This window comes from Thiohalocapsa halophila (assembly GCF_016583825.1).
Taxonomy (GTDB): Bacteria; Pseudomonadota; Gammaproteobacteria; order Chromatiales; family Chromatiaceae; genus Thiohalocapsa; species Thiohalocapsa halophila.
The window spans coordinates 1-13,380 of record NZ_NRRV01000069.1 but is presented as its reverse complement, the minus strand read 5'-3'; the positions used below and the strand labels follow the sequence as shown (position 1 = coordinate 13,380).

The window sequence follows — 13,380 nt, the reverse complement described above, 5'->3', positions numbered from 1 at the left end:
CCCCCGCGCCGGCCAGCGCAGCGCCGACCGACGGCGGCTAGACCCGCTTGAAGATCAGGGTCCCGTTGGTGCCGCCAAAGCCGAAGGAATTGCTGAGCGCATAGTCGATACGCATCTGTCGCGCTTCGTTGGGCACATAGTCCAGGTCGCACTCGGGGTCAGGCGTCTGGTAGTTGATGGTGGGGGGCGCCACCTGGTCGCGGATGGCTAGGACACTGAAGATGGCCTCGGCACCGCCGGCTGCTCCGAGCATGTGGCCGGTCATGGACTTGGTGGAGCTGATGGCCACCTTGTGGGCGTGATCGCCCAGCGCGAGCTTGATGCCCTTGGTCTCGGCGATGTCGCCCGCCGGCGTGGAGGTGCCGTGGGCGTTGATGTAGTCGATGACCTCGGGGCTGATACCCGCGTCTTCCATCGCGAGCTGCATGCACTCGGCTGCGCCCGTGCCGTCCTCCGACGGGGCCGTCATGTGATAGGCGTCGGAGTTCATGCCGATGCCGACGATCTCCGCCAGGATAGGCGCGCCGCGGGCCACGGCCGCCTCGTACTCCTCCAGCACCATGACGCCGGCGCCGTCGCTGAGCACGAAGCCGTCGCGGTCCTTGTCGAAGGGTCGGCTCGCGGCTTTCGGATCATCGTTGCGCGTGGACAAGGCCCGGGCCGCCGCGAAGCCGCCGAGGCCCACCGGTGAGGTGGCCATCTCAGCGCCACCGGCGAGCATGGCGTCGACGACACCGTGGCGGATCATGTACGCCGCCTCGCCGATGTTGTGCGTCGCCGTGCTGCACGCAGACACGATGGAGAAGTTCGGGCCCTTGAGGCCGTATTTGATGGACAAGTCCCCGGCGACCATGTTGACGATGTTCGCGGGCACGAAGAACGGCGAGATCTTGCGCGGCCCGCCGGCAGCATAGGCGGCGTAATTGTTCTCGATGCCTGTGATGCCGCCGATGCCGGAGCCCACGGCCACGCCGACGCGCTTGCGCGTCGCGTCGGTGATGGGCAGTGCGGAGGCCTCGATGGCCTGGGTCCCCGCGGCCATGCCGTAATGGATGAAGGCATCCATCTTGCGGGATTCTTTCTTGGAAATGTACTGGGTGACGTCGAAGCCGTAGATCGGCCCGCCAAAGCGCGTGCTGAAGGGCTCGACGTCGAAATGGGTAATGGGCTGGATACCACTGTGCCCGGCCAGAATATTCTCCCAGGCGGAGGGAATGTCCAGCCCGACGGGCGCCACAATGCCAACCCCTGTGACGACGACCCTTCTACCTCTCATGCTTCACCTCTCGAAGACCTGTCGGGGCGGTGCCCAGCTGCGCTGGCACCCGCCCGGCGCTGACCTACCCCTGACGACGCCGGCGCTGGTGTCGGCGCGGCCCGGGGTGCGCTCATCCCAGGTGCTCGTTGATGTAGTCGATGGCCTGCTTGACCGTGGTGATGTTCTCGGCGTCCTCGTCCGGGATCTCGGTGTCGAACTCCTCTTCGAGCGCCATCACCAACTCGACCGTGTCCAGCGAATCGGCGCCGAGATCGTCGACGAACGAGGCCTCCGGCGTGACCTCCTCTTCCTTGACGCCGAGTTGCTCGACGACGATCTTCGTGACTCGATCTTGAACGCTGCTCATCTGTTGAATCCTCGTGCCGTGTCTGGCTTGACGTGTATAGGCCGCGTGGGCACGCGACCGCGGTATTCTAGTGACAAATCACTGCCGTTAAAAGCTCGAAAAGACATTAGCAGATTTTTATAACCTACTGCTTTTGTTTGCTTTAACGCATTGCATGTCAGGCCATATACATGCCGCCATTGACGTGCAGCGTCTCACCCGTGATATAGGCGGCGGCGGGTGACGCGAGAAAGGCCACCGCCGCGGCAACCTCGTCGGCGGCGCCGAGCCGGCCGAGCGGAATGGACGCCAGCAGGCCCTCGCGCTGCTGCTCGCCGAGGCCGCGGGTCATGTCGGTATCGATGAAGCCGGGCGCCACGCAATTGGCGGTGATGCCGCGCGCACCCACCTCCCGCGCCAGGGACTTGGTGAAGCCGATCATGCCCGCCTTGGCGGCCGCATAGTTGGTCTGCCCGGCATTGCCGCTGGCAGCCACCACCGAGGCGATGTTGATGATGCGCCCCTTGCGGGCCTTGGTCATTGGCCTGAGGCAAGCCTTGGTGATGCGATACACCGAGCTCAGGTTGGTGTCGATGATGGCGTCCCAGTCGGCGTCCTGCATGCGCATCAAGAGCCCGTCACGGGTGATGCCGGCATTGTTGACCAGGATGCCGGGCGCCGCGCCCAGCCCGTCGCTCACCTGCGCCAGCACAGATGCTACCGAGGCCGGATCGGTGACATCGAGGCGCAGACCGAGCACACGCCGCCCATCGCCGGCGAGCTCGTCGCGAATGCGTACCGCGCCACCTTCGGTGGTGGCCGTGCCCGCCACGGCCGCCCCCTGCGCCAGCAGGGCCTCGGCGATGGCGCGGCCGATGCCGCGGCTCGCCCCGGTTACCAGTGCCACTTCCCCGTCAAGCATTCGCCGTTGCCTCCAGCGCTTGGTCCAGCCCGGCCGGGTCGAGCACCGGCAGGGTCGTGAGGGTCTTGTCGATGCGCTTGCCGAGGCCGGTGAGCACCTTGCCGGGGCCCGCCTCCACCGCGGTGGTGATGCCCATGGCGGCCAGCGCCCGGACGGTCTCCACCCAGCGCACCGGGCTGTGAATCTGCTGCGCGAGCAGCTGGCGCAGGGTTTCCACGTCCGCCGCCGGTGCCGCCGAGGCGTTGTGCAGCACGGGCACCGCGGGCGCGCGCAGGGGCGTGGCCGCCAGCCGCTCGGCGAGCTCGGCGGCGGCATCCTGCATCAGTGCACAGTGCGAGGGCACGCTCACCGCCAGCACCACGGCCCGCTTGGCACCGGCGGCCTTGGCGGCGGCGGCCCCCCGCTCCACGGCGGCCTTGTGGCCGGCGATGACCACCTGGCCCGGCGCGTTGAAGTTCACGGGCTCCAGCACCTCGCCGCCGGCCTGCTCGGCGCAGACGGTGCGGACTTGGTCATCGTCGAGGCCGAGGATGGCGGCCATGGCGCCGGTGCCGGCGGGCACCGCCGCCTGCATCAGCCGGGCGCGCTCGGCCACCAGACCGACGGCATCGGTGAAGTCCAGGGCGCCGGCGCAGACCAAGGCGCTGTACTCCCCGAGGCTGTGACCGGCCATGGCCGCCGGCACAGGGCCGCCGCGAGCCTGCCAGCAGCGCCAGACGGCAACACCGGCGGCGAGCATGGCGGGCTGGGTGTTCTCGGTGCGGTCCAGGGCTTCGGCCGGGCCCTCGGCGGCGATGGACCAGAGGTCGCGGCCGAGCACCTCGGAGGCCTCGGCGAACGTGGTGCGCACTTCGGGCTGAGCGGCGGCCAGGTCCGCCAACATGCCGACGGACTGGGACCCCTGGCCGGGGAAGAGCATGGCGAGTGTCGCTGCGGTCATGCGAAACGTACTTGGTCGAGATGGAATGCGTCTGGGTCAGGATCGAGCGGACGGCGCATCGGCGAACGGGCTTAAAGGCGCGGTGGCGCTCAGTAGCGCAGCAGCACGGAGCCCCAGGTGAAGCCGCCGCCGAAGGCCTCCATCAGTACTGTTTGGCCCCGCTGGATGCGGCCGTCGCGCACGGCCTCGTCGAAGGCCAGGGGCACGGAGGCGGCGGAGGTGTTGCCGTGGCGCTCGACGGTGACCACCACCTGCTCCATGGGCAGGTCCAGCTTGCGGGCCGTGGCCTGGATGATGCGAAGGTTCGCCTGGTGCGGTACCAGCCAGTCGATGTCGGCCCGGGTCATGGCGTTGGCATCAAGGGTCTCGTCGACAATGCGCCCGAGGGTGGTGACGGCGACGCGGAAGACCTCGTTGCCCTTCATTTCCACGTAGGGCGAGCCATGCTGGCCGTTGCCCACGCCGGCCGGGACCTGCAGCAATTCCCGGTGGGCACCGTCGGCATGCAGGTGCGAAGAGATGATCCCGGGCGCGTCGGCGGCCCCCAGCACCACGGCGCCGGCGCCATCGCCGAAGAGCACACAGGTGCCGCGGTCCGTCCAGTCGATGATGCGCGAGAAGGTCTCGGCCCCCACCACCAGAGCCTTGCGGGCTGCGCCGGTGCGCATGAACTGATCAGCGACGCCCAGGGCGTAGACGAAGCCGGTGCACACGGCCTGAATGTCGAAGGCGGCGCAGCCGCGAATGCCAAGGCGGTGCTGGAGCACGCAGGCATTGCTCGGGAAGATCTGGTCAGGGGTCGTCGTGGCGACGATGATCAGGTCGATGTCGTTGGGATCGACGTCGGCGGCCTCGATGGCGCGCCGGGCGGCGCCCTCGGCGAGGTCGCCGCAGGTTTCGCCGTCGGCGGCGATGCGTCGCTCGACGATGCCGGTGCGCTCACGGATCCAGGCATCGGAGGTGTCGACGATGCGCTCGAGATCCTGATTGGTCAGAACCTTCTCCGGCAAATAGCCGCCGGTACCGAGGATGCGGGCGTAAGCGGTCATGCGCTCGCCCGCACCGGCGCCGGGGTGAGATGCGCCGCAACCTCGTGCTCGATGCGGGCGATGACCCGTGCGTTGATCTCGTGCTCGGCGATGTGGATGGCGTTCTCGAAGGCCTTGGCATCGGCGCCGCCGTGGCTCTTGACCACGATGCCGCGCAGCCCGAGCAGGGTGGCGCCGTTGTAGCGCCTTGGATCGGCTTCTTCTTTGAACGCCTTCAGCGTCGGGAGCGTCACCAGCGCGGCGATGCGCGACCACAGGCTCTTGCGGAAGTGGCGGCGCAGCATATGGCCCACCAGCTTGGCCACGCCCTCGCTGGATTTGAGCGCGACATTGCCGACGAAGCCGTCGGCCACCACGACGTCGACTTCTCCCATGAAGATGTCGTCGCCTTCCACATAGCCGGCATAGTTGAGGCTCGAGGCGGCAATCAGGTCGTGCGCGCGGCGCACTTGGTCGTTGCCCTTGATCTCTTCCTGGCCGATGTTGAGCAGCCCGACCTGCGGCTGCTCGATGCCGGTGACGGCCTTGACCAGCTCGCTGCCCATGACCGCGAACTGAAACAGATGCTCCGCCGTGCAGTCGACGTTGGCGCCCAGGTCCAGCATATGGGTGCTGCCCCGCACCGACGGCATGGCGCTGATGATGGCCGGGCGGTCCACATTGGGCAGGGTCTTGAGCACGAAGCGGGCGGTGGCCATGAGCGCTCCGGTATTGCCGGCGCTGACGCAGGCGTCGGCCTCGCCGGCCTTCACCAGGTCGATGGCCACGCGCATGGACGAATCCTTTTTCCCGCGCAGGGCTTTGGACGGCAGCTCGTCCATGCCCACGCTCTGGCTCGCGTGGTGGATGTGCAGCCGTGCGTCTTGCTCTGGCTGCGGGTCACTGGACAACAGCGCTTCGATGACCTCGCGCTGGCCCACGAGGGTCAGGTCGATGTCCGCCACCTTGGCCAGGAAGGCGCGGGCGGCAGGCACCACCACCTCGGCGCCGTGGTCACCACCCATGGCGTCCAGCGCAATGATCGGGCGTCGGCTCACGATCCGCTCCCGGGCGAGCGTTGCGGCTGCGCTCGGCGCGCTCAGTCGGAGCGGTCCACGACCTTACGGCCGCGGTAGAAGCCGTCGGGCGTCACGTGGTGACGACGATGGATTTCGCCGGTGGTCGGGTCCTCCGAGAGCGTCGGCTTGCCCAGCGCGTCATGGGAGCGGCGCATGCCGCGCTTGGACGGGGTCTTGCGGTTTTGCTGAACGGCCATGGTCGGTCTCCGATGTTCTGAAGCGTCTCGCGCGGGCGAGCAATGGCAAATTTAGGCCGGCCCCTCGCGGCGCCGGATACGAGTTAGGATTCGACGCTTTGCTGTCAGTGGCGGCGCTTGAGCGATTCCAGCACGGCGAATGGGTTGTCGTCAGCGGACGCGCCGGCCTGCTCGTCATCGGCCTGCTGCTCCGCCGATACATAGCGCGGGGCGCGACAAGCGCCTTCGGCGTGTCTGGGTGCCGCCGGCACGGCCAGCAGCAGCTCGTCTTCCACCAGCGCCGCCGGATCCAAGGTCGCCTCCTCGGGCAGCAGCGGGTCGTAAGCCTCCGGCAGCTGGGCCGCCTCGTCGAGCCCGTCCACCACCGCCAGCGTGAAGGCGCTTGCGACGGGCAGCGCCAGGGCTTGGTTACAGCGCTCGCAACGCAGGTGCAAGGTCGCTGCGACTTCGCCCTCCACCAGGTCTCGACCGCTCGCGTCGCGCCGGAACCGCAGCCTGTAGCTCGCGTAATCCGCAGCGGGGTCCGCGGGCGCCACCACCGCAGCCAGGCGCGGCAACCGTTCGAGCGCCAAGGTGCCAACGAGCTCGCGGCTCAGCTCGGCGAGGCGGCGCGGATCGACAGAGTGCGGCAACGCTTCGCGCATAAGCGTTCAAGTGTAACCTGCTCCGATACCGATCACAAGGAGCGGTTTCCTCGCCGACAGCGGCTGCGAACACGCGCCCTGCCCTGCGCACGCCTGCCAGGGGCGAGGAGAATCAGGGTCCGGTGAGGGCGAGCAGGACGCCGGCGGCCACCGCCGAGCCGATGACGCCGGCGACGTTCGGGCCCATGGCGTGCATGAGCAGGAAGTTGTGATGGTCTTCCTCCAGCCCGACGCGGTTCACCACCCGCGCCGCCATGGGCACCGCCGAGACGCCGGCGGCGCCGATCAACGGGTTGACCTTGCCGCCGGTGGCCCGATGCATGATCTTGCCCATGAGCACGCCGCAGGCGGTGCCGATGCAGAAGGCGAGCGCCCCCAGCACCAGTATCCCCAAGGTCTCCAGGGCCAGGAACTTGTCCGCCGAGAGCTTGGAGCCGATGGCGAGCCCGAGCATGATGGTGACGATGTTGATGATCTCGTTCTGTGCCGCCCGGCTCAGGCGCTCCACCACCCCGCATTCGCGCAGCAGATTGCCGAAGGTGAGCATACCGATGAGCGGCGCCGCCGAGGGCAGCAGCAGGGCGGTGAGCATGAGCACCACGAACGGAAACAGAATGCGCTCCAGCTGCGACACCGGGCGCAGCTGCTGCATCACCACCCGGCGCTCCTTGGCCGTAGTGAGCGCGCGCATGATGGGCGGCTGGATGATGGGCACCAGCGCCATGTAGGAATAGGCCGCGACGGCAATGGCGCCCAGCAGCTCCGGGGCCAGCCGCGAGCCGAGGAAGATCGCCGTCGGGCCGTCGGCCCCGCCGATGATGGCGATAGCGGCGGCGTCCTGGAGCGAGAAGTCGAATCCGGGAACGAAATTGAGCCCGACGGCGCCGATGAGGGTCGCGAAGATGCCGAACTGCGCGGCCGCGCCCAACAGCAGCGTCGACGGCCGCGCAATGAGCGCCCCGAAGTCCGTCAGCGCCCCGACCCCCATGAAGATCAGCAGCGGGAAGATCCCGGTCTCCACGCCGACGGTGTAGATCATGCCGATCATGCCGTCCGGCCCGCCGATGCCGGCCACCGGGATATTGCTCAGCAGCGCCCCGAAGCCGATGGGCACCAGCAGCAGGGGCTCGAACTTCTTGGCGATGGCGAGATAGACGAGTCCGCAGCCCACCGCCATCATCATGGCCTGGCCGATGTCCATGTTGGCGATGCCCATGGACTGCCAGAGCTTCAGCAACTGATCCATTGGTGTTGTCGTGCTCGTCTTAGGCTACGGACAGGAGCGGCGCGCCGAGCGCCACCGCGTCGCCTTCCTTGACCCGGATCTCCACCACTTGGCCGGCGGTGGTGGCGCGGACCTCCGTCTCCATCTTCATGGCTTCCAGCACCAAGAGCACGTCGCCGATGCCCACCTGCTGACCGGGCTGTACCTGGATGCGCACGATGTTGCCGGCGAGCGGCGATTCCACCATCTGCGCCGCCGCGGCGGGCGTCGGTGACGGGGCGGACAGCGCAGGCGCGGGGGCGGCGGTCACCTGCTCGATACCGCCCTCGGGGGAGACGGTGACCGAGTAGCTGCGCCCGTCCACGTCGACCCGGTAGTGCTCGGGGCCGCCGCCCGCGGCCGGTCCCGCCGACGCCGGCGCCGGCGCAGCTGCGGCCTGCGCGGCGGCCTCGCGCTCGGCCTGCTCTTTCGCATCCAGCTCCCAGGGCGGCGGCTCGAAAGCGGCGGCGTCGCCGCGGTGCTCCAGGAACTTGAGTCCCACCTGCGGGAACATGGCGTAGATCAGCACGTCGTCGATCTGATCCGTCGCCAGGTCCAGCTTGCGCTCGGTGGCGATGCCCTCCAGCTCCGCGGTGAGCCGGTCCAGCTCCGGGCTCAGCTCGTCGGCGGGCCGGCAGGTGATGGGCTCTTCGCCGTCGGCGAGCACCCGCGCCTGGAGTGCCTCGTTGACCGGTGCCGGCGTTTTGCCGTAGGCGCCCTTGAGCACGCCGGCGGTCTCGTTGGTAATGGACTTGTAGCGCTCGCCCATCAGCACGTTGAGCACCGCCTGGCTGCCGACAATCTGGCTGGTGGGGGTCACCAAGGGGATGAAGCCCAGGTCCTCGCGCACCCGCGGGATCTCCTCCAGCACCTCGTCCAGGCGGTCGGTGGCGCCCTGCTCGCGCAGCTGGTTCTCCATATTGGTGAGCATGCCGCCCGGCACCTGGGCCACCAGGATGCGGGAGTCAACGCCGCGCAGCGAGCCTTCGAAGCGGGCGTACTTCTTGCGCACCTGGCGGAAATAGGCCGCGATCTCCTCCAGCAGATTGAGGTCCAGGCCGGTATCGCGTGGCGTGCCCGCCATGATCGCCACCACCGATTCCGTCGGCGAGTGGCCGTAGGTCATGCTCATGGAGGAGATGGCCGTGTCCACCATGTCGATGCCGGCCTCGGCGGCCTTGACGATGGTGGCCGTGCTGAGCCCGGTGGTGGCATGGCACTGCATGGCGATAGGGATGCTGCAGCTTTCCTTCAGCCGGGAGACCAGCTCCTCGGCGACATAGGGCCGCAGCAGGCCGGCCATGTCCTTGATGAACATGGAATGACAGCCCATGTCTTCCAGGCGGCGGCCGATGTCTACCCAGTAGTCCATGTCGTGCACCGGGCTGACGGTGTAGGACATGGTGCCCTGGGCATGGGCGTCGGTGTTGAGCGCCGCGCGCACCGCCTGCTCCAGGTTCCGCAGGTCGTTCATGGCATCGAAGATGCGAAAGACGCCGATGCCGTTGGCCGCCGCACGCTCGACGAATTTCTCCACCACGTCGTCGGCGTAGTGGCGGTAGCCGAGCAGGTTCTGCCCGCGCAGCAGCATCTGCTGGGGCGTGTTGGGCATGGCCGCGTGCAGCTGGCGCAGGCGCTCCCAGGGGTCTTCGCCGAGGTAGCGAATGCAGGCATCGAAGGTGGCGCCGCCCCAGCTCTCCAGCGACCAAAAGCCCACTTGGTCCAGCTTCTCGGCGATGGGCAGCATGTCCTCGATGCGCATGCGCGTGGCCAGCAGCGACTGATGCGCATCGCGCAGCACGACATCGGTGATCCTGAGCGGCTTCTTATCGGTCATGTCGACTCCCCAACGGAAGGACGCGGATGCGGGGTGAGGGTTGGTGGTGGCGCTGGGCCTCAGCGGCGCCGGCCGGCGCGGTAGCGGGCGATGGCGGCGGCGATGACGGCAATGGGGACGCCGTCGCCGCTTCCCGGGGCGGCTGGCAGCGCTGCCGGCTCTGTCTGCGGCAGGGGCGCCAGGCGCAGCGCGGTCCAGGACATCAGCCGCAGGATACCCACGAGCAACAGCAAGAAGCTGAACACGATGCCCATGCCGATGAGCATCAAGCGCAGGCTCTCGTACAGCAGTACCGTCTCGCTCATGGTCTGCGCGTTCCTGTGCGGAATATGAAAGGGAAGCCTGGAGCGGCGGGGTCGCGGGGGCCCCGACGCGACCCTTAGAGCGGCCGGCGGGTGTCTGCCTCAGCGGGCGTCGAAGGGATGGCGCACGACCAGGGTCTGCGCGCGGTCGGCGCCGGTGGAGACGATGTCGATGGGTGCTCCGCCGAGCTCTTCGATCTTCTCCAGATAGGCGCGCGCCGTGGCCGGTAGATCCGCCAATGACTCCGCCCCCACCGTGGACTCCTGCCAGCCCGGCAGCTCGATGAAATGCGGCTTGCAGCGCGCCAGGGCGTCGGCGCCCACCGGCGGCGCCTCCAGCATCTCGCCGTCCAGCTCGTAGCCGGTGCAGATGCGGATGGTCTCCATGCCGTCCAGCACATCCAGCTTGGTGATACAGAGCCCGGAGATGCTGTTGACGATGAAGGCGCGCTTCAGCGCCACCATGTCCAGCCAGCCGCAGCGGCGCTTGCGCCCGGTGGTAGCGCCGAACTCGTGGCCCTGCTCGCCGAGGCGATCACCGTCGGCGTTGAACAGCTCCGTCGGGAAGGGGCCGCCGCCGACGCGGGTGGTGTAGGCCTTGACGATACCCAAGATGTAGTCGAGATCGCGGGGGCCGACGCCGCTGCCGCTGGCGGCGCCGCCGGCGGTGGTGGTGGACGAGGTGACAAAGGGATAGGTGCCGTGGTCGATGTCGAGCAGCGCGCCTTGGGCGCCCTCGAACAGCACGTTGCCGCCGTCTCGGCGCATGCGCGAGAGGCGACCCGCCACGTCGTCCACCATAGGCGCGAGCTGCTCGCCGTAGGTGAGGGTGGCGTCCAGCACTGCCGAGAAGTCCACCGGATCGGCGTGGAGGAAGTGCTGGAGGGTGAAGTTGTGGTAGTCCAGCACCTCGCGCAGGCGCTCCTCGAAGTGCGACGGCTCCAGCAGCTCGCCCAGGCGGATGCCGCGACGGGCGATCTTGTCTTCGTAAGCCGGCCCGATGCCGCGGCCGGTGGTGCCGATGGCCTTGGCGCCGCGGGCCTGCTCGCGGGCGATGTCGAGCGCCTTGTGATAAGGCAGGATCAGCGCGCAGGCGGGGCTGATGCCCAGGCGCTCGCGCACCGGCACACCGCGCGCCTCCAGGGTTGCGGCCTCCTCCAGCAGGGCCTCGGGCGAGAGCACCACGCCGTTGCCGATGAGGCAGGTGACATTCTCGTGCAGGATGCCCGACGGGATCAGGTGCAGGATGGTCTGCTCGCCGCCGATGACCAGCGTATGGCCGGCATTGTGGCCACCCTGGAAGCGCACGACGGCGTCGGCACGCTCGGTGAGCAGATCCACGATCTTGCCCTTGCCCTCGTCGCCCCATTGGGTGCCGATGACAACAACGCTTTTGCCCATCTCGGTTCGCTCTCCGCTGGCAGCCGATCGGATGATCGGCCGACACGTTAACACGATGTTCATGCGCGCGGGGCAAAGCCCGCGCCCCTGCCGCGATCCAAACGTCGCAGCCCAGATGCCGCAGCTCGGACGCCGCAGCCCAGGTGCCGGTGGGGCGCGGCGACCCCCTGCCCGCTCGCTCGGGCTTAGGCCTCTGCGGCGGGCCTGAGCACCCAGCCGTCGCCGTCGGCCACCAGCACCTCGGCGTGCGGCCCGGCCGTGTCCGCGGCCCCCGGCAAGCGGTAGACCACCCGGCGACCGGCGCCGCGCAGGCGCGCGACCGTCGCCTGCAGGGCCGGGTCGGTGCTCCAAGGGGCGAGGACCGCCGGCTGCGGCGCTGCCGCGGGCGCCGGCGCCTGGGCGATCAGGCCCTTGAGGTCGGTGCTGAAGCCCACCGCCGGGCGCGAGCGCCCGAACACCCGCCCGATGTCGTCGTAACGCCCGCCGCGGCCGATCTCCAGCCCCCAGCCGGGCACGAAGGCGGCGAAGACGATGCCGGTCTTGTAGGTGTAGCCGCGCAGCTCGCCGAGGTCGAAATGCACCGACAGCTCCGGCAGCCAGCGCGCGGTCTCGTCGGCCACCGCCCGCAGCCGCGCCAACGCCTGCTGCACAGGTGCGTCTGCCCGGGCCAGCGCTGCATCGGCGCGCGCCAGGGCGTCATCACCGTTTAGCTCGGGCAGCGCCAGCAGCATGTCGCCGACCGCGCTCGGCACGCCGGCGCGCTCGATGAGCTCGCGGATCTCCGGGATCGCCTTGCGCTGCAAGGCCTCGAACAAGGCCATCTCCTGTACCCGGTCCAGCTGCGCCTGGGCGGCCAGCGCGCGGTAGATACCGACATGCCCGAGGTCCAGATAGGCGTTGTCGATACCCGCGGCGGTCAGCGTCGCCACCAGCAGGCGCAGGATCTCGACATCGCTCTCGACGCCGTCGTGGCCGAAGATCTCGGCGCCGATCTGCAGCGGTGCGCGGGTGCCGGCGAAACCGTCCGAGCGCGTGTGCAGCACCGTGCCCAGATAGCACAGGCGCGTCGGCGCCGCCCGGCGCAGCCTGTGGGCATCCATGCGCGCCACCTGCGGCGTCATGTCCGCGCGCACGCCGAGCAAGCGTCCGCTCAGCTGATCCGTGAGCTTGAAGGTTTTCAGGTCCAGATCGCTGCCGGTGCCCGTGAGCAGGCTCTCCAAGTAATCGATGAAGGGCGGGATCACCAGCTCGTAGCCCCAGCTGGCGTAGAGATCCAGCAGCGTGCGGCGCAGGCTCTCAAGCTGAGCCGCCTCGGGCGGCAGCACCTCGTCGATGCCGTCCGGCAGGCGCCAACGTTCTTCACTCATCAGCCAAACCAGGGAAGCTCGGAAGTTGCGGTGAGCGGACGTACCGGCTCAGTTGATCAGGTACAGGAAGGCGACGCCGGCGAGCATGCTGAGCAGCCCGCTCACGCGCAGACTGCGATTGTTCTGCTGGGCGACCTCCAGCAGCACGCGGCGCATCAAGCTCGGTGCCAGAAAGGGGAGCACGCCCTCGATGACCAAGAGCAGCGCCAATGCCACCAGGAGCTCGTGCCACATGAAACATCCAGGAGAATGCGCGCGGACGCGACGCTGGTCTGCGGCGCCCGCTGATCGGCCCCGACCGGCCAACAGGCGAAATCATTGCAGATGCCGCGGATAATGTCTAATGCCCGCCGGGCGGCGGCAGGGCGGAACCGTTCTGGCGCAAACCCACTACCGGGAGCACGGGTTATCCCCGGATCTGGACATCGCTCCCGGCGCGGGGTATCTTGCAAGGCAAGCGTGCGTTGCGAGAGAGATGCTTGAACCTGCACGAGATCATGCTGCGGCCGGTCGTGCGCGAAGAAGAGCCGCGCTTCAAAGCGCTGCTTGAGGCGCACCACTACTTGGGCGCGGTGGCCAAGATTGGCCACACCATCTGGTACGTGGCCACTTGGCGGGAGCAGTGGTTGGCGTTGCTGGTGGTGGGCGCGGCGGCGTGGAAGTGCGCCGCGCGCGACCGCTGGATCGGCTGGGATCGGCGTTACCAGTACGATCGCCTGCATCTGATCGGCAACAACGTGCGCTTTCTCATCCTGCCGGAGGCGCATGTGCCCAACCTCGCCTCGCGCGTGCTTG

Annotated in this window: 15 protein-coding genes; 1 reads left to right on the top strand and 14 read right to left on the bottom strand. The window is 68.5% G+C overall.

Annotation, left to right across the window (positions count from 1 at the left end; translation table 11 throughout):
* Positions 1 to 37: 37 nt before the first annotated feature.
* The 14 genes from fabF to CKO31_RS21070 all read right to left on the bottom strand — a co-directional run bounded on the left by fabF (position 38) and on the right by CKO31_RS21070 (position 12,819).
* A complete protein-coding gene (gene fabF / locus CKO31_RS21135; protein ID WP_200241154.1) occupies positions 38 to 1,276 on the bottom strand; it encodes a beta-ketoacyl-ACP synthase II in 1,239 nt (412 codons plus the stop codon).
* Between the two features lie 112 nt (positions 1,277 to 1,388).
* On the bottom strand, positions 1,389 to 1,625 hold the full coding sequence (gene acpP / locus CKO31_RS21130; RefSeq protein WP_200241152.1) for an acyl carrier protein: 237 nt from the start codon (positions 1,623 to 1,625) through the stop codon (positions 1,389 to 1,391).
* A gap of 157 nt (positions 1,626 to 1,782) precedes the next feature.
* Entirely contained in the window at positions 1,783 to 2,526 is a 744-nt protein-coding gene (gene fabG, locus CKO31_RS21125) for a 3-oxoacyl-ACP reductase FabG (protein WP_200241150.1), read from the bottom strand.
* On the bottom strand, positions 2,519 to 3,466 hold the full coding sequence (gene fabD, locus CKO31_RS21120) for an ACP S-malonyltransferase (protein ID WP_200241149.1): 948 nt from the start codon (positions 3,464 to 3,466) through the stop codon (positions 2,519 to 2,521). Before fabD ends, fabG begins: the two co-directional genes overlap by 8 nt.
* An 89-nt stretch (positions 3,467 to 3,555) precedes the next feature.
* Positions 3,556 to 4,515, bottom strand: a complete 960-nt coding sequence (locus CKO31_RS21115; protein ID WP_200241147.1) for a beta-ketoacyl-ACP synthase III — start codon at positions 4,513 to 4,515, stop codon at positions 3,556 to 3,558.
* Complete coding sequence (plsX, locus tag CKO31_RS21110) at positions 4,512 to 5,552, bottom strand: phosphate acyltransferase PlsX (protein WP_322789196.1); 1,041 nt, start codon at positions 5,550 to 5,552, stop codon at positions 4,512 to 4,514. The genes CKO31_RS21115 and plsX overlap by 4 nt, the downstream gene beginning before the upstream one ends.
* A 41-nt stretch (positions 5,553 to 5,593) precedes the next feature.
* Positions 5,594 to 5,770, bottom strand: coding sequence for a 50S ribosomal protein L32 (gene rpmF / locus CKO31_RS21105; protein ID WP_200241146.1), 177 nt, complete (start codon positions 5,768 to 5,770; stop codon positions 5,594 to 5,596).
* 104 nt (positions 5,771 to 5,874) lie between these two features.
* Positions 5,875 to 6,414, bottom strand: a complete 540-nt coding sequence (locus tag CKO31_RS21100) for a YceD family protein (protein ID WP_200241144.1) — start codon at positions 6,412 to 6,414, stop codon at positions 5,875 to 5,877.
* Between the two features lie 112 nt (positions 6,415 to 6,526).
* A complete protein-coding gene (locus CKO31_RS21095) occupies positions 6,527 to 7,660 on the bottom strand; it encodes a sodium ion-translocating decarboxylase subunit beta (RefSeq protein WP_200241142.1) in 1,134 nt (377 codons plus the stop codon).
* Positions 7,661 to 7,679: 19 nt separating this feature from the next.
* Positions 7,680 to 9,515, bottom strand: a complete 1,836-nt coding sequence (oadA, locus tag CKO31_RS21090) for a sodium-extruding oxaloacetate decarboxylase subunit alpha (protein WP_200241140.1) — start codon at positions 9,513 to 9,515, stop codon at positions 7,680 to 7,682.
* A 59-nt stretch (positions 9,516 to 9,574) separates the two neighbouring features.
* A complete protein-coding gene (locus CKO31_RS21085; protein WP_200241139.1) occupies positions 9,575 to 9,820 on the bottom strand; it encodes an OadG family protein in 246 nt (81 codons plus the stop codon).
* A 99-nt stretch (positions 9,821 to 9,919) separates the two neighbouring features.
* Positions 9,920 to 11,218, bottom strand: a complete 1,299-nt coding sequence (locus CKO31_RS21080; protein WP_200241137.1) for an adenylosuccinate synthase — start codon at positions 11,216 to 11,218, stop codon at positions 9,920 to 9,922.
* 185 nt (positions 11,219 to 11,403) lie between these two features.
* Positions 11,404 to 12,588 carry an ATP phosphoribosyltransferase regulatory subunit gene (locus CKO31_RS21075; protein WP_438874029.1) on the bottom strand — a complete coding sequence of 395 codons (1,185 nt, stop codon included), beginning with the start codon at positions 12,586 to 12,588 and terminating at the stop codon, positions 11,404 to 11,406.
* A gap of 45 nt (positions 12,589 to 12,633) precedes the next feature.
* Positions 12,634 to 12,819 carry a DUF2065 domain-containing protein gene (locus CKO31_RS21070; protein WP_200241134.1) on the bottom strand — a complete coding sequence of 62 codons (186 nt, stop codon included), beginning with the start codon at positions 12,817 to 12,819 and terminating at the stop codon, positions 12,634 to 12,636.
* A gap of 245 nt (positions 12,820 to 13,064) precedes the next feature.
* On the opposite strand from CKO31_RS21070, the gene CKO31_RS21065 reads away from it, so the two are divergent.
* Positions 13,065 to 13,380, top strand: a 316-nt coding sequence (locus tag CKO31_RS21065; protein WP_242475554.1) for a Druantia anti-phage system protein DruA, incomplete at its 3' end; no start/stop codon positions are given.